Annotated in this window: 16 protein-coding genes; 12 read left to right on the plus strand and 4 right to left on the minus strand. The window is 32.9% G+C overall.

Annotated elements, in window-relative coordinates:
• Positions 1-2 precede the first annotated feature (2 nt).
• The gene (locus AAFN75_RS16000) at positions 3-239 is read left to right on the plus strand and encodes a CBU_0592 family membrane protein (protein WP_411807303.1); all 237 of its coding nucleotides are present in this window, start codon (positions 3-5) and stop codon (positions 237-239) included.
• 12 nt (positions 240-251) lie between these two features.
• Here the strand turns inward: AAFN75_RS16000 and AAFN75_RS16005 are convergent, their stop codons facing one another.
• Positions 252-566, minus strand: a complete 315-nt coding sequence (locus AAFN75_RS16005) for a Dabb family protein (RefSeq protein WP_411807304.1) — start codon at positions 564-566, stop codon at positions 252-254.
• Between the two features lie 140 nt (positions 567-706).
• Complete coding sequence (locus AAFN75_RS16010; protein WP_411809293.1) at positions 707-1,624, minus strand: AraC family transcriptional regulator; 918 nt, start codon at positions 1,622-1,624, stop codon at positions 707-709.
• Positions 1,625-1,796: 172 nt separating this feature from the next.
• Between AAFN75_RS16010 and AAFN75_RS16015 the strand changes: the two genes are divergently transcribed.
• Both AAFN75_RS16015 and AAFN75_RS16020 read left to right on the plus strand, forming a co-directional pair.
• On the plus strand, positions 1,797-3,296 hold the full coding sequence (locus AAFN75_RS16015; protein WP_411807306.1) for an aldehyde dehydrogenase family protein: 1,500 nt from the start codon (positions 1,797-1,799) through the stop codon (positions 3,294-3,296).
• 69 nt (positions 3,297-3,365) lie between these two features.
• On the plus strand, positions 3,366-3,722 hold the full coding sequence (locus AAFN75_RS16020) for a DUF779 domain-containing protein (RefSeq protein ID WP_411807307.1): 357 nt from the start codon (positions 3,366-3,368) through the stop codon (positions 3,720-3,722).
• A gap of 11 nt (positions 3,723-3,733) precedes the next feature.
• On the opposite strand, the gene AAFN75_RS16025 is transcribed toward AAFN75_RS16020, so the two are convergent.
• The gene (locus AAFN75_RS16025) at positions 3,734-5,806 is read right to left on the minus strand and encodes a hypothetical protein (protein ID WP_411807308.1); all 2,073 of its coding nucleotides are present in this window, start codon (positions 5,804-5,806) and stop codon (positions 3,734-3,736) included.
• 505 nt (positions 5,807-6,311) lie between these two features.
• Between AAFN75_RS16025 and gcvT the strand changes: the two genes are divergently transcribed.
• The 9 genes from gcvT (at position 6,312) to AAFN75_RS16070 (ending at position 14,986) form a co-directional block, all read left to right on the plus strand.
• Complete coding sequence (gcvT, locus tag AAFN75_RS16030) at positions 6,312-7,391, plus strand: glycine cleavage system aminomethyltransferase GcvT (protein WP_411807309.1); 1,080 nt, start codon at positions 6,312-6,314, stop codon at positions 7,389-7,391.
• A 4-nt stretch (positions 7,392-7,395) separates the two neighbouring features.
• A complete protein-coding gene (locus AAFN75_RS16035) occupies positions 7,396-8,310 on the plus strand; it encodes a glutaminase (protein ID WP_411807310.1) in 915 nt (304 codons plus the stop codon).
• Between the two features lie 27 nt (positions 8,311-8,337).
• Positions 8,338-9,171 carry a sugar nucleotide-binding protein gene (locus AAFN75_RS16040; protein WP_411807311.1) on the plus strand — a complete coding sequence of 278 codons (834 nt, stop codon included), beginning with the start codon at positions 8,338-8,340 and terminating at the stop codon, positions 9,169-9,171.
• Positions 9,172-9,205: 34 nt separating this feature from the next.
• Positions 9,206-9,499, plus strand: coding sequence for a 4a-hydroxytetrahydrobiopterin dehydratase (locus tag AAFN75_RS16045; protein WP_411807312.1), 294 nt, complete (start codon positions 9,206-9,208; stop codon positions 9,497-9,499).
• Between the two features lie 156 nt (positions 9,500-9,655).
• Positions 9,656-10,375: a YebC/PmpR family DNA-binding transcriptional regulator gene (locus AAFN75_RS16050; RefSeq protein ID WP_411807313.1), complete on the plus strand. Its 720-nt coding sequence runs from the start codon at positions 9,656-9,658 to the stop codon at positions 10,373-10,375.
• A gap of 69 nt (positions 10,376-10,444) precedes the next feature.
• Positions 10,445-11,410, plus strand: a complete 966-nt coding sequence (locus AAFN75_RS16055; protein ID WP_411807314.1) for a Gfo/Idh/MocA family protein — start codon at positions 10,445-10,447, stop codon at positions 11,408-11,410.
• 129 nt (positions 11,411-11,539) lie between these two features.
• Positions 11,540-12,985, plus strand: a complete 1,446-nt coding sequence (locus AAFN75_RS16060) for a RimK family protein (protein ID WP_411807315.1) — start codon at positions 11,540-11,542, stop codon at positions 12,983-12,985.
• A gap of 91 nt (positions 12,986-13,076) precedes the next feature.
• Positions 13,077-14,303 (plus strand): glutamate-cysteine ligase family protein, encoded by a 1,227-nt coding sequence (locus tag AAFN75_RS16065; protein WP_411807316.1) that lies wholly within the window; start codon positions 13,077-13,079, stop codon positions 14,301-14,303.
• Positions 14,300-14,986, plus strand: a complete 687-nt coding sequence (locus AAFN75_RS16070; RefSeq protein WP_411807317.1) for an N-formylglutamate amidohydrolase — start codon at positions 14,300-14,302, stop codon at positions 14,984-14,986. The genes AAFN75_RS16065 and AAFN75_RS16070 overlap by 4 nt, the downstream gene beginning before the upstream one ends.
• Here AAFN75_RS16070 and AAFN75_RS16075 read toward each other — a convergent pair.
• Positions 14,973-15,710 carry an NYN domain-containing protein gene (locus tag AAFN75_RS16075; protein WP_092853734.1) on the minus strand — a complete coding sequence of 246 codons (738 nt, stop codon included), beginning with the start codon at positions 15,708-15,710 and terminating at the stop codon, positions 14,973-14,975. The genes AAFN75_RS16070 and AAFN75_RS16075 overlap by 14 nt on opposite strands.
• Positions 15,711-15,730: the final 20 nt, after the last annotated feature.

A 15,730-nucleotide genomic window follows, 5' to 3' on the forward strand; every position in this document is an offset into this window, starting at 1 on the left:
TTATGACTTTTGATGACTGGATTGGTTTTTTAGGCGTATTCCAAATTCTTTTAGCATATTTGCTAAATGTTTTAGGCAAAATACACAATAAGCATTTGGCTTTTATATTATTAAATCTTGTTGGAGCATCTATGGCTTGTATAGCCTCAATTTTAATACAATATTGGCCATTTATTATTTTAGAAGGTATTTGGGCTTTAGTGTCACTCTATAGCTTAATAACACTAAAAAAGGCATAATAAACCTATTCTTTACAACACACTTTTACTGTCAAAAACTAAAACTTTACGCCATAAATGTTGATGCTTATCAACAAACTCTTGATGTATTTTATGTTTTTGATATATAGCTTCATCCTGCTCATTTGCAAAAATTAGCATTTCGGTAACGGAATAACTGTTTTCAACAACATCTCTTTTTTCGGTTGAAGCTGGAACACCAATATGAATATCGGCCACTTGCTCGATGGTTTTCAATTGTTTTATACCTTCAATAAGTTGTTGCTTATCTTCTAAAGATTCTGGATTTTTCAGCCAGAAAAAAACATGATGCACTAGTGGTCCCATATATTCAATTTATTACCCTGTAAATTTAATAAAATATATAGTTAAAAAGCTTATTATTTGTAGCTATGCTTATGGTGTGCTTTTAACAATTCCGCGAAAGCGATATACCCATATTTAAGAAAAGACCAGAAAAGTATTAATTAATGACTAACAGATTTTTTAAACTGTTGCGGCGTCATCATTTCCATTTTTTTAAACTGCCTATTGAAGTAACTGGTATTGTTAAAACCCGATTTAAAGGCAATTTCGGACATTCTACTGTTTTTACATTCCTTTATAAGTTTTTTTGAAAACTTAATTTTTTCGGAATTAATATAATCTATTGGCGATACACCAAGCGTGTTTTTAAACTGCTTATGAAAATGCGACGCACTCATGTAAGCTTTCTTTGCAAGTAAATCCACACTAATATCCTTATTAGTTAGATTTTCCTTTATAAATTTAATAACGGTGCCAATTCGTGTGTCGTTAAATACCTGATTTTGGTTATTTACAATTAAGGATTTCGCTTTGGTTTGTAGTAACCTTACTATTAATTCTTGTATCATTAAATCTAAAAGCACATCCTTAGATTTATTATTATTTGTAAAGGTATATGTGAGGCGCTCAATTAAGTGATTTACATCGGTATTATTAATTAAATGCGAAGATGTAGCATCTAAATTCCATGTGTTATTTTCATTTTCAATAGCCACATGCTCATTAAATTTCTCGACCACTTCGTTAATTTTTACGGCATCGATACCAAGTGCTAAACATTGTGTTGGTTTATTTTTTGTTGCCACAGGAAAGTCAATAATCATTTCTTTACGACTTGGCATAACCACAGATTCGCCCGGAAAAAAATCGAACGACTCAAAACCTTCTAAATGCATAATCTTTTTCCCTGTTAGCATACTAGCTATTATGGGGAAATCGAATTTTAAAGCCACTTTTTCTGCTACAGCATGCGTTTCAAATATGTTAAGTTCTGCATAATCAGCATTATAAGTCGTTCTGTTTTCCACTAAAGTGGTTAGTTTTCTGTTACTTCTATGTTGATTAATAATGGATTTCATACTCAATAATACAAAATTTTAGCACAAAACGGTTTAAATAATAGATATGTTCAAGAATATAATAAATATGTTCAAGATAATTCGAATTTGATAAAATATCTTTATAAAAAACAAATATAACACATTTTATATATTAAATTTTTAACAATTTACTAATTAAATAAGAAATTACATGAGTTATTCGAAACCTAAGTTTAAAGAGAAGTATGGCAATTTTATTAACGGAAAATTTGTTGACCCAATTGGTGGGCAGTATTTTGAAAATACATCGCCAATTGATAATTCATTAATTGCTAAATACCCCCGATCTCAAAAAGAAGATGTAGAATTAGCTTTAGATGCTGCCAATGCTGCAAAAGAATCTTGGGGTAATACATCGGCAACAGAACGTGCTACCTTATTAAATAAAGTGGCTGATATTATTGAAGCTAATTTAGAAGAGTTTGCACTGGTTGAAACTTGTGATAACGGTAAACCCATACGAGAAACTTTAAATGCAGATATTCCTTTGGCTGTGGACCACTGGCGTTATTTTGCTGCCTGTATCCGATCGGAAGAAGGTAGCGCTACTGAGTTAGACCAGCATACTTTATCCATGAATATTAAAGAACCTTTAGGAGTTATTGGACAAATAATTCCGTGGAATTTCCCTTTACTAATGTTATCCTGGAAATTACCGCCAGCTTTAGTTACTGGAAATTGTGTGGTTTTAAAACCTGCAGAACAAACACCATCATCCGCAACCTTATTGATGGAAAAAATTGCAGATGTATTCCCTCCTGGTGTTGTAAATATTATACATGGTTTTGGTCCCGAAGCTGGTAAGCCTTTAGCATCGAGTTCTAGAGTAGATAAAGTAGCCTTTACAGGCGAAACCACAACAGGACAATTAATTATGCAATATGCATCAAAAAACCTTAACCCAGTAACTATGGAACTTGGAGGTAAATCGCCAAACGTGTTCTTTAATTCTGTTATGGATCATGACGATGCTTATTTAGATAAAGCTATTGAAGGCGCTGTTCTGTTCGCTTTTAATCAAGGAGAAGTATGTACCTGCCCATCTAGAATTTTGGTGCAAGAAGATATTTATGATGCGTTTATGAAGCGTGTAATTGAACGAACAAATGCCATTATTCAAGACAACCCATACGATGTAAATACAATGGTTGGTGCACAAGCCTCTAATGATCAATACGAAAAAATACAATCGTACTTTAAAATTGGTAAAGAGGAAGGTGCAAAAGTATTAACCGGAGGTTCTGCCAATACATTAGATGGTAATTTGGCAAACGGTTTTTATATTAAACCTACACTATTAGAGGGGCATAATAAAATGCGAGTCTTTCAAGAAGAAATTTTTGGCCCTGTAGCCTGTGTTACAAAATTTAAAGATGAAGCCGAAGCTATAGAAATTGCTAACGATACATTATACGGTCTTGGAGCGGGTGTTTGGACGCGAGATTCACATCAACTTTATCAAATACCAAGAGCCATAAAAGCAGGTCGTGTTTGGGTAAACTGTTACCATGCATACCCTGCGCATGCACCGTTTGGAGGTTATAAAAAATCTGGTTTTGGTAGAGAAAACCATGTGATGATGCTTAACTATTATCGCCAAACAAAAAACATGTTGATTTCTTATGATAAAAACAAATTAGGCTTCTTTTAGTAGAAACCAATTAATAGCACAAAGGCTGGATTTATTTTAAAGATTCAGCCTTTTTAATATATTTAAATTATGGAAAGCGTTGCAATAACCGAAAAGGCTAAAAAAGTATTAGATACATTAAAATCAAAACATGGCGAATTAATTTTTCATCAAAGTGGTGGTTGCTGCGATGGTTCTGCGCCCATGCTATTTGAAAAATATGATATGTATTTAGATGAAAGCGATATCCTTTTAGGCACCGTACATGGTGTTAATTTTTATATGAATCAAGACCAATTTGAATATTGGAAACACACCCATTTAACCGTTGATGTAACGGAAGGTCGAGGTGCTAGTTTTTCGTTAGAAATACCTTTAGGATTGCGCTTTTTAATACACTCCAGACTTTTAACAGATGAAGAAAACGAGGTATTAAATCGCAAATAACGCCTTATTTATTAATCCAATAACTCTGGGTTATTAAGTATCAATTCTATCTTTTTAATAATAACCGTAATCTGGTCTAATTGCGATTCAATATTTCTAAAAAAGAGACTAATATCTCTATTTACCCAACTTTCCGATATAACTCTTGCCCCTAAACTTATTCGTAATACAGCACTTTGCACGCCATTAGTATATTTAACGTTTACAGCTTGCCCAATATGACACTTCTGTGCAGCCAATCTAAATGTTTCAATAGGAGTGCCTTCAAAATGTTGTGAAATATCTGAGTTTAGCAACTTGTATAGCTTTTTTACCTGATCGACAGTCAAAGGATCTTCATTTTTAAGAATGAAAAACGGGAATATAGTACGCATATTTCGAATTCCAAACTCTTTATTGTTATACGTATTGGCACGCGTTACAGCACTGTAAACTGGCTGCAAAAACGGAGCGTCGTTTATCGAGTCTTCAACAAAATTGCAAAACATTTCAATACCCATATTTCTATATAGGATTGGTGTTTTAAAATAACGTTCCATTTCTACCATAGCGGCATTCCATCGCATGTAAGAACCATAATTAAAACCATCGGATAAATTTTTTGAACAAATCCAAGATGTTGGCCAATCGGAAGCATTAAAATATTGCACTAAACCTTTTGGCAATTTACTTTTTACACAATCGATTAGTTTACTAACACGTTCTGGAAAAATTAAGGCTCCAGAATAAGGAGGTCCTGTAAAGAACTTACTACCAGTAATACTAACAATATATCCGTTTTTTAAATAATTTTGAATATCAGATGGATCTAATCGTAATTGTGCGGCATCAATAATAACTTGCATTGATAAATCCTTTATGCTATTTAAATCTTGCATCATTTTTTTACTTGGCGATTGATAACCTAGTTTTGAATGATCCATAACATGCAACACCACATGGCGCCCCAATTTATTAGTATCTGATATAGCTGTAAACACTTCTTTGTCTAAAGCTTCAGTAGATTTTAATTGTCCTTTTTCATCTCTAAACGGAATTTTAATTAAATCTACATCCCTAAAGCCTTCCATTTGTTCCCCTTTAGTAATAGGGAAATTTAATGCGGTATTATTTTCGAAATGACATCCTTTTAATGCAGCTGGCACACCACTACCCGTCTCGTCTGATGCTACCAAAACATGTGTAATTTCCTTATCGGTAATAATTTGAGTTATAGCCGCAATTTGTAAAGAAGAATCTGTTCCCGAAGGCGAAAAAATAATTTCGCAAGCTTCGTTAAGTTTGAATATTTTTCTAAAATTGGTTTTTAGTAACTCCGAAAAATCCGTAGTACTAGTTTCAAATCCATTTTTAAGACTGTTTTTAATTAAAATGCTTCTAGTCTTATCGGTTTTATCGAATGCAAAATTAGAAACACTCGTTGCTGTAGACGATGCAAATGTAAAGGCATCTGGCCTAGGAAACGGGCGACAACCATATTTGTTTAACAATTCAACTTCATCTATATTTAATCTAAAATCGCCACCTGCCATTAATAGATATTCGGTAGGTTTTGCTAAATTTTCAACAATAGGTTTCCAAGATTCTTTAAATACTTTATTGTCGCTTGTTAACCCATGAAATGCTTGTAACTCCTTACTCTTCAGTAAAAAATCAACATCGATAGTGCTATCATTTTTAATTAAATTAATTAGAAAATAATCAAGGTTTTGTAGTTTTTCTTTATCTTCTTTAGGCAATAACTGGTAAAATATACGGGTAACTTCAAAGGCTGCTACGTCACATAAAGCGATATCGTCTTTTTTATTTTCTAAGGCCTTATACCAAAGTTGCCATTCTATACCATACCTTAAATATACTAAGGCTAAAACGGGGTTTCTTAAATATAACTCTCCTATAATAATGGATTTGTTGGGTACTATTTTAAACACATTTGGTACACTAGTAGAAGTAATAATTTGAATGTTATTTATTTTAGGTACCGTATTAAACCTTTTTAATACATGTACGAGATAATTAACATTTTCTTTTTCAAATAAAGATGTTCTTTTATATTGATCCTCAATAAGTATATTATTCGTCATAAGCACTTTTATTTAAAACCTTCTAAGTTATTGTGTTACTTTAAACAGTTGTTTACTAATAAAATAACAGAAATAGTCGATGATTTTAAGATTATCATAAAACTATATGTTACAATTTAATAATTAAAACTCTAATTTTTAGAAAGTATTTAAATTTTTTAAACCGCACGAAAATAAGCTACTTAAACTAAAAGTTTCTAAAATATTTCCTAAAGTTTAATGATGAACAAAATTTAATATCCTTGTAATTCGTTTTACAGGTATTTAATCAAAGCCTCCTAACTTTAACAAACCTTTTTATCCTTCCGGGAAAGCGTTAATATAAATTTTCAATACATTTGTTTTTATAACTATGGAAGACATTTTAATTGGAATAATTAAATTTTTCGGAAATACAATCGGAGATATTGTTACCGGTTTTAAAAGGAAGAAAGCTTTATTATCGGGATTTATTATTTTATTAATTTGCTTAATTATTGTTTATTTTTTGACTAAAGATTTTTAAATGAAAAACACAGCCTTAACAGAAACTCACAAAGCGCTAGGAGCGAAAATAGTCCCTTTTGCAGGATACAATATGCCTGTACAATATGAAGGTGTAAATGCCGAACATGATACCGTACGTAATAGTGTTGGCGTGTTTGATGTATCGCATATGGGTGAGTTTTTAATTGAAGGTGCACATGCGCTTGATTTAATACAGAAAGTATCGAGTAATGATGCCTCTAAATTAACTATTGGTAAAGCGCAATACAGCTGTATGCCTAACGATGATGGCGGTATTGTTGACGATTTAATTATTTATAAAATTAAAGACGATGCGTATTTACTAGTTGTAAATGCGAGTAATATAGAAAAGGATTGGAACTGGATTAGGTCTAAAAATGATATTGGTGCAACCATGCGCGATTTAAGTGAAGATTACGCTTTACTTGCAATTCAAGGTCCAAAAGCTATTGAAGCCATGCAAAGCCTTACCAGTCATGATTTATCTGCCATTAAGTTTTATAACTTTATTGTTGGCGATTTTGCGGGTATCGAACATATTATCATTTCGGCAACAGGTTATACTGGTAGCGGTGGTTTTGAAATTTATTGTAAAAACAACGAAGTAAAACAAGTTTGGGATAAGGTTTTAGAAGCAGGTGCCGATTTTGGCATTAAACCTATTGGACTTGCGGCACGCGATACGCTACGCTTAGAAATGGGGTATTGTCTTTACGGAAATGATATTGATGATACCACCTCGCCAATCGAAGCAGGTTTAGGATGGATTACAAAATTCACTAAAGATTTTACAAACTCTGAAGCTTTAAAGGCCGAAAAAGAACAAGGCACCGAACGTAAACTTATTGCGTTTCAATTGGAAGAACGTGGCATACCACGCCAAGGTTACGATATTGTTGATGGCCAAGGAAAAACTATTGGTGTTGTAACTTCAGGAACCATGAGTCCGTCGTTAGGAAAAGGCATTGGCTTAGGTTATGTTCCTACTGTTTTTGCCGATGTAAATAGTAAAATAAATATACAAATACGTAAAAACGCTGTTACTGCTACGGTCGTTAAATTGCCGTTCTACAAATAATTATATGACAGATTTTCAAGCCGTATTAAACAGCATTTATCAGGATGCTATTCAAGCTACTGATAAAGGTGTTGTAGCCTCTTACATTCCAGAATTAGCGCACGTGAATAAGGAAAACTTTGCTATTCAATTACGAACAGCTAAAGGTGAATGTTATGGCGTTGGCGATTATAATAAATTGTTTTCTATACAAAGTATATCGAAAGTTTTAGCCTTATCCAAGGCCATGTCACTTATTGGAGAAGATATCTGGAAACGTGTCGATGTAGAACCATCTGGACACCCATTTAACCAATTGGCTTTATTAGAAATTGAAAATGGTATTCCTAGAAATCCGTTTATAAATTCTGGGGCTATTGTAATTGCAGATATTTTAGTATCTCATTTAAAAAACCCAAAAGAAGATTTTTTAAATTATGTACGAGAACTAGCTGGCGATGCTTCTATTAATTATAATATTGATGTAGCGCTATCGGAGCAATCTACAGGGTTTAAAAATTTTGCAGCAGCCAATCTTTTAAAATCATTCAAAAACTTAAATAATCCGGTCGATGTTGTATTAGATTTCTATTTCTATCAATGCTCAATAGAAATGACATGCAGCCAGTTATCAAACACTTTTTACCTCTTTGCAAATAATGGTAAATGTTTACAGAATAAACTACATATTACCGACAGGCAAGTAAAACGTGTAAACGCTTTAATGCTTACTTGTGGATTTTACGACGAAGCTGGAGAGTTTGCTTTCGAGGTAGGTTTACCCGGAAAAAGCGGTGTTGGGGGTGGCATTGTAGCCCTATTACCAGACCAGTTTGTAATTACAACGTGGTCGCCTGGTCTTAACAAGAAAGGAAATTCTAAACTTGGTATGCTAGCGCTACAAGAATTTACAACTAAAACTAAACAATCTATTTTCTAGTGCATCTTCATTGGTGAATTATAATACATGATAAAGCGGGAAGGTAAACATAGAATACTAATAATAGGTGGAAGCGGTTTTTTAGGAAGCTCGATTTACAAGGAGCTCTACCCCTATTTTAGAACGTTTGGCACCTACAACACCTCAAATAATCAGCTTGAAAAGAACCATCAATTTTTTCAATATAATATTGAAGAAGATGATATTTACGAAATACTTGACATTGTAAAACCTACTATTATTATTTCTGCTTTACGAGGCGATTTTTCAAAGCAAGTGTTAATGCATCAACATATCGCGGAGTATGTTTTAATAAATGCAATAAAGATTATTTTTGTTTCGTCTGCCAACGTATTCGATGCATATATAAAATACCCGAGTTACGAATACGATAAAACATATAGTAATAGCATTTATGGGCATTTCAAAATTAAAATTGAAAACATGCTATTGCGCTTGCCTAAAAAACAAGTCGTTATATTAAGGTTGCCTATGGTTTTTGGCTCACATTCACCAAGAGTACAGGACATTATTAATCTTACCAACAAAAAGGAAGCTATCGAGGTTTTTCCTAATTTAATAATGAATGTTACAACTGCATCGAAAATCACACAACAAATTCATTATATGATTAACCGAAATAAATTTGGTGTTTACCATCTAGGAAGTAACGATTTGGTACATCATGAAGATTTTATAAAAGAAATAGTAAAATCTTTAGAATTAATAAATCAGCCCATTTATAAAAGGGTTTATACTACAAATGATGATAGATATTTAGCTGTTTTACCTAAATTCAATACCCTCCCAAAACATTTACAAATTAAGAGTGACGATATTCTAACAGATTTAAAAATATAGTTTATTTTTAATAAGAATTACTAAAACCATAAGTATGAATAAACTATCAGACGACGATATAGAGAAAAAATTACTTCGATTTCCAGATTGGGAATACTACGACAATGCCATACACGGCGAATTCGAATTCGAAAACTTTAAAGATTGCTTTAGTGCTATGAGCCGAATCGCTTTTGAGTGCGAAGCTTTAAACCATCATCCCAATTGGAGCAATACATATAACGTACTTACCATATCGTTATCAACTCACGATGCCGATGGTGTTACTAATAAAGATTTTTTATTAGCCGAAGCTATAGAGAACATTGTAGAGCCAGATGAGGAATAAAGTAACTAGCAGTTTTAAACACTAGCCAGTAAATTAAACTTTATAAAAATTTAAAGGAGCTCAATTAGTAGATTTTTTTAAATTTGCTACATTGAAAATTTTAAATGAATTTAAATATTTCTGATTCGTCGGAAATAAAAAACAAATTATATAATTATGGGAAGAGCTTTCGAGTTTAGAAAAGCAAGGAAAATGAAACGTTGGTCTGCTATGAGCAAAGCCTTTACACGTATTGGTAAAGATATTGTTATGGCTGTAAAAGAGGGTGGCCCAGATCCGGATAGTAACTCGCGTTTAAGAGCAGTTATACAGAATGCGAAATCTGTAAACATGCCAAAAGATAACGTTGAGCGTGCCATAAAGAAAGCAAGTGAAAAAGGTCAAGGTGATTATAAAGAAGTTATATTTGAAGGTTATGCACCGCATGGTATTGCTGTTTTAGTAGAAACTGCTACCGATAATAATACAAGAACCGTTGCTAATGTGCGTAGTTATTTTAATAAGTGCGATGGTAGTTTAGGAACTTCTGGCTCTGTGGTATTTATGTTCGACCATACTTGTAATTTCCGAATTAATGCTGAAGGATTAGACCCTGAAGAATTAGAGTTAGAGTTTATAGACTTTGGTGCCGAAGAGGTTTTTGCAGACGATGATGGGATTTTAATATATGCACCTTTTGAAAGCTTTGGAGCTATTCAAGCCGAATTAGAATCTAGAGAGATTGAAATATTATCTTCTGGGTTTGAGCGCATACCGCAAGTAACAAAACCACTTAATGCAGAACAAGCAGCAGATGTGGAGAAACTACTTGAAAAACTTGAAGAAGATGACGATGTTCAGAATGTATATCACACCATGGAGGAAACAACAGAGTAAATTAAATTATAAAGTAATTAAAAAGAGAACTAAACGGTTCTCTTTTTTTAATTTCTAAATTATCAAATTATGAATTGGGGATTTATAGGATGCGGAAGTGTTACCGAAGTTAAAAGCGGACCAGCATATCAACAAACTAAAGGTTTTAAGGTTGTAGCCGTTATGCGTCGTAACGAAGAAAAATTATTGGATTATGCTAAACGACATAACATTCCAACCACGTATACGGATGCCGATGCTTTAATTAACGACCCCAATGTGGATGCTGTGTATATTGCCACACCACCAGACACCCATAAACTCTATGCGATAAAAATAGCCGCTGCCGGCAAACCTTGTTGTATCGAGAAACCATTAGCACCTAGTTATGCTGATAGTTTAGAGATTCAAAAGGCATTTCAAGAAAAAAACATACCGTTGTTTGTTGCTTATTACAGACGTTCACTACCCCGATTTTTAAAAGTTAAGGAATGGCTAGATAACCAACTTATTGGCGACGTAAGACATATAAACTCACATTTAAGCAAACCCGCAAGCGAACTAGACACCTCGAAAAATTATAACTGGCGAACAGATAATAACATTGCACCTGCAGGCTATTTTGATGATTTAGCAAGCCATGGTTTAGATTTATTTACCTTCTTTTTAGGCCAAATTAGCAATGCTACAGGCTTTAGTTTAAACCAACAAGGTTTATACTCTGCAAAAGATGCCGTTACAGCGTCGTGGCTGCTCGACAATGGTATTACAGGTTCGGGAACATGGAATTTTGGATGCCATCATCATTTAGACTTAGTAACCATTTATGGCAGTAAAGGCACCATTAAGTTTTCAGTATTTCATGAAAACCCTATTTACTTGGAAACCGATAAGATAAAGGAAGAACTTTTTATAGACAACCCCAAACACATCCAAAAATATCATGTTGAGAATATGCAAAACTATTTTAACGACCATGATAAAAAACATCCTTCTACAGGACAAACAGCCCTACATACCAGTTGGGTTATGGATAAAATTTTAGGCGCTATATAATAGTTAATCACCTATTTTAATGTCATTTTTAGATAAAAATATTTTATAAAATTATTTTTATTATTTGTAAAACATATTCTAAAAAAGAATAATTTTACTCAAAACTCACATGGGGTTACTTTACTAAAAATGAACAAATATATTGTTGTAAATCAGACAGATAAATGGAGTTTTTCCATTGAAAATATTAAAGTAATTTCATCACAAGATTACCTTACTAATCCTGATTTTTCAAAAATTAAAAAAGCAAGAATCTTTAATCTTTGTAAAGATTACTCCTACCAATCTAAGGGCTATTATGTCTCTCTTTTAGCAGAAGCTCGCGGACATTCAGCAATACCTACAGTTAAAAATATTGTAGATTTAAAAACCATTAAATTGGTTAGAATGGTATCTGATGAATTTGAAGAAACAATTCAGAAAAGTTTAAAAGGCATAAAGTCTCAAGAGTTTACCTTAAGTATTTATTTTGGGCAAAACGTAGCTAAAAAATATAAGGAATTAAGCGGCTTATTTTACAAGCATTTTCAAGTGCCTTTTTTAAGGGTGAAGTTTAATTACACTACCAAATGGAACATTCAAAGTATTAAAGCTATTTCAGAATCGCAAATACCCGAAGAGCATATGGAAAGTGTTCATGTATTTGCTAATCAATTCTTTTCTAAAAAACGCTACGATACACCAAAAGTAATCAATTCAGATTTCGATTTAGCCATTTTAGTTGACCCTAATGATCCTGCGCCACCAAGCAACCCTAAGGCTATTAAAAAGTTTATAGATATTGCTGAAAAAATGAATATTTATGCTGAAGTTATTGAGCCAAAGGATTTATCACGCTTAACTTCTTTTGATGCCTTGTTTATAAGACAAAGCACCGATGTAAATAATGAAGCCTATGCCTTTGCTAGAAAAGCCCAACAATTAGGCATTGCTATTGTAGATTATCCTGATGCTATTTTAAAATGCTGCAATAAGGTGTATATGGCCGAAGCTTTACAGAATGCAAATATTGCAACTCCTAAAACTATAATAGTACACAAAGATAATAGAGACACCATTTTAGAACACACGGGTTTACCTTGTGTTTTAAAAGCGCCCGATTCCACATTCTCATTTGGTGTAAAAAAAGCTAAAAACGAAGCTGAATATAACGCGCTGGTAAACGACATGCTTAAAGAATCTGATTTGATAATTGCACAAGAATTTTGCCCTTCAACCTACGATTGGCGCATTGGTATTATGGACGATAAACCCTTTTTTGCTTGTAAATACTATATGGCCAAAGGGCATTGGCAAATCTATAATTGGAATGCCAAGAAAAAAAACGAGCAAGATGGCGATGCGGATTGTTTACCCATAGAAAAAGTGCCCAAAAACATCTTGAACATGGCCATAAAATCGGCTAAACTTATGGGTAAAGGGCTTTACGGAATAGATATAAAAGTCGTTAATAAAAAACCTATGGTTATAGAAATTAATGATAACCCAAATATAGATTTTGGTGTAGAAGACGAATATTATGGAGACAACGTATATATTGAAGTTTTAAATACCTTAAAAAAGCGATTAGAATAAAACACTTTATAAGCGGGCAAAACAAACACTAACTCCACAAAAAAAACACACGAGGTAAATCTCGAAATTTTAAAATTTTAATAGTAACGTAATGGGTAAAAAATATCATTTATTTGAAGTTTATGGTATCGAATTAGAATACATGTTAGTCAATCAATCTAACCAAAAGGTAGCTCCTATAGTTGATGCACTCTTAACAAAAAAGAATGGTGAGCTAACTTCCGATATTGAAAATGGCGCTATTGCTTGGAGCAACGAATTGGTAGCTCATGTTGTAGAAATAAAAACCAATGGACCAACAGCTAATTTAAATAGCTTATCCAATGAGTTTCATAAAAACATAGTAGAAATCAATGCGTTATTACAACCTTTAAATACGCAATTATTACCAACAGCCTCACATCCGTTAATGAATCCGTTAACCGATACACAACTCTGGAAACACAGTTATAGTGAAGTGTATGAGCTTTACAACAGAATTTTTAATTGTAAAGGTCATGGTTGGAGCAACGTACAAAGCACGCATATTAATTTACCGTTTTACGACGATAATGAATTTGAAAAACTACATGCTGCCATACGAATTCTGCTACCTCTTATTCCTGGGTTATGTGCAAGTTCTCCAATTCTTGAAGGGCTATCTACGGGCTTTAAAGATACCCGTTTGGAATATTATAAAACCAACCAAAAGGAAATACCAGAAATGACAGGTTTTGTAATTCCTGAACAAGTTTTTAATAAATCGGATTATCATAAAACCATTTTCGAACCTATTAAAAAAGCAATCAAACCTTTTGATAACCAGAATATACTGGATCATCATTTTTTAAACTCAAGAGGCGCTATTGCTAGGTTTGATAGAAATGCTATAGAAATTAGATTAGTAGATATACAAGAATGCCCAAAGGCAGATATGGCCATTTGTGTCCTTATAATTGAAGTTTTAAAACATCTTGTTAATAACGGTTTTACTTCGCTTTCAAATCAAAAAGAATGGTCGAATGCATCCCTTTTTAATCTTTTAAACCCTATTATAAAATCAGGTGAAGCTTATATAGTTTCAGATATTAACTATTTAGACTTATTCCGAATCCATGAACCTTTAAGCGTTCAAAATATTTGGAAAAAAATATACGAAGACGTAAAATCTAATATTGATACATCGCATTATGAAGCCTTAGATATTATATTAAATGAAGGTACGTTATCAACCAGAATATTAAAAGCCATTGACAATGACTTTTCAGAAGACAACATTAAAACCATTTATTTTGACTTAGCAAATTGTCTACAAACTAACAGCTTGTTTAGAGCATGAAACTCATTTTAACTTGCGAACATGGAGGATGCTTTATTCCAGAAAACTTTCATAATTATTTTGAAAACGCTCAAGATGTGTTAAATACACACCGAAGTTACGATTTAGGTGCTTTAGACCTCTTTACAGCCTTACAACCTCTTGCTTATTTTTCGAAATTTAGTAAGGTAAGTAGGCTACTTATAGAGCTTAACCGTTCGTTACACCATGATAAGTTATTTTCAGAATTCAGTAAAAACCTCACAAGACCAGAGAAAAACGGTTTAATAATTGACTATTATTATGTTTACAGACATGATGTTGAATCGCAAATAAAAAAGTTAGTTGATACCAATGAGCAAGTACTGCATATCTCGGTACATAGCTTCACTCCTATTTTAAATACTATTGAAAGACGTTGCGATATTGGTTTATTATTTGACTCTAGAATAAAAGAAGAAAAAGCCTATTGCACCGTATTAAAAAAGGAAATAAATAGGCTCTATCCTGATTTTAATGTCCGTTATAATTATCCGTATTTAGGGAAATCAGACGGTTTTACAACCTATTTACGCAAACAATTTCCTGAAAACTATATTGGTGTAGAATTGGAATTGAATCAAAAATTTGCAAATAACAACAAAGTAACTTCTAATGTTAAGCAGACGCTTTATAACGCTATTGAAAGCATTATTTATTCTTAACAAAAATTAATTTAAATCGTCCGTTGGTTTGGTCCCGCTGTTCCAACTCAAATTGTGGCAACGATTTAAAAAGTGGTGTTAATTTTTGAAATCCAAAGTTTCTAGAATCAAAATTAGGTTGTTTTTTAAGGATTAAAGAACCTACATCGCCTAAAAATGCCCAACCATCATCGTCGGCAGCATCATCAACCGAGTTTTTAAGTAATTTAATAACCTTTGGTGTAATGTTGTAAAGATTTGCCTTTTTAGGTTTATTAGATTGCTTGTCCTTAGGATCTTCATCTTCATCAAGAGCTAAAATTTCTAAATAAATAAACTTGTCGCAAGCCACAATAAAAGGATTAGGCGTCTTCTTCTCGCCCATTCCATAAACTACCATAGCAGCTTCTCTTAAACGCGTAGCAAGTTTAGTAAAATCACTATCGGAAGACACTAAGCAAAAACCATTCACCTTTTCGGAATATAAAATATCCATTGCATCAATAATCATTGCAGAATCGGTAGCGTTTTTACCTGTAGTATAGCCATATTGTTGTATGGGTGTAATGGCATTTTCAAGCAAAACATTTTTCCATTTAGATAGATGCGGCTTAGTCCAATCTCCATAAATACGTTTAATGGTAGGCGTACCATATTTGGTAATTTCCTCCATCATTTCTGTAATGTATTTTGACGGGATATTATCTCCATCAATTAATACGGCAATTTTAGTGTCTTTAATCATATGGTTAAAGGTAAAAAATA

Source organism: Algibacter sp. AS12, from assembly GCF_046736315.1.
Taxonomy (GTDB): Bacteria; Bacteroidota; Bacteroidia; order Flavobacteriales; family Flavobacteriaceae; genus Algibacter_B; species Algibacter_B amylolyticus.

What these genes read in the sequence shown, in the direction of transcription:
- AAFN75_RS16055 (WP_411807314.1), top strand. Translation starts at nt 10,445, where the DNA reads ATGAATTGGGGATTTATAGGATGCGGAAGTGTTACCGAAGTTAAAAGC.
- AAFN75_RS16045 (WP_411807312.1), top strand. Translation starts at nt 9,206, where the DNA reads ATGAATAAACTATCAGACGACGATATAGAGAAAAAATTACTTCGATTT.
- gcvT (WP_411807309.1), top strand. Translation starts at nt 6,312, where the DNA reads ATGAAAAACACAGCCTTAACAGAAACTCACAAAGCGCTAGGAGCGAAA.
- AAFN75_RS16015 (WP_411807306.1), top strand. Translation starts at nt 1,797, where the DNA reads ATGAGTTATTCGAAACCTAAGTTTAAAGAGAAGTATGGCAATTTTATT.
- AAFN75_RS16010 (WP_411809293.1), bottom strand. Translation starts at nt 1,624, where the DNA reads ATGAAATCCATTATTAATCAACATAGAAGTAACAGAAAACTAACCACT.
- AAFN75_RS16070 (WP_411807317.1), top strand. Translation starts at nt 14,300, where the DNA reads ATGAAACTCATTTTAACTTGCGAACATGGAGGATGCTTTATTCCAGAA.
- AAFN75_RS16000 (WP_411807303.1), top strand. Translation starts at nt 3, where the DNA reads ATGACTTTTGATGACTGGATTGGTTTTTTAGGCGTATTCCAAATTCTT.
- AAFN75_RS16040 (WP_411807311.1), top strand. Translation starts at nt 8,338, where the DNA reads ATGATAAAGCGGGAAGGTAAACATAGAATACTAATAATAGGTGGAAGC.
- AAFN75_RS16020 (WP_411807307.1), top strand. Translation starts at nt 3,366, where the DNA reads ATGGAAAGCGTTGCAATAACCGAAAAGGCTAAAAAAGTATTAGATACA.
- AAFN75_RS16060 (WP_411807315.1), top strand. Translation starts at nt 11,540, where the DNA reads ATGAACAAATATATTGTTGTAAATCAGACAGATAAATGGAGTTTTTCC.
- AAFN75_RS16005 (WP_411807304.1), bottom strand. Translation starts at nt 566, where the DNA reads ATGGGACCACTAGTGCATCATGTTTTTTTCTGGCTGAAAAATCCAGAA.
- AAFN75_RS16050 (WP_411807313.1), top strand. Translation starts at nt 9,656, where the DNA reads ATGGGAAGAGCTTTCGAGTTTAGAAAAGCAAGGAAAATGAAACGTTGG.
- AAFN75_RS16025 (WP_411807308.1), bottom strand. Translation starts at nt 5,806, where the DNA reads ATGACGAATAATATACTTATTGAGGATCAATATAAAAGAACATCTTTA.
- AAFN75_RS16065 (WP_411807316.1), top strand. Translation starts at nt 13,077, where the DNA reads ATGGGTAAAAAATATCATTTATTTGAAGTTTATGGTATCGAATTAGAA.
- AAFN75_RS16075 (WP_092853734.1), bottom strand. Translation starts at nt 15,710, where the DNA reads ATGATTAAAGACACTAAAATTGCCGTATTAATTGATGGAGATAATATC.
- AAFN75_RS16035 (WP_411807310.1), top strand. Translation starts at nt 7,396, where the DNA reads ATGACAGATTTTCAAGCCGTATTAAACAGCATTTATCAGGATGCTATT.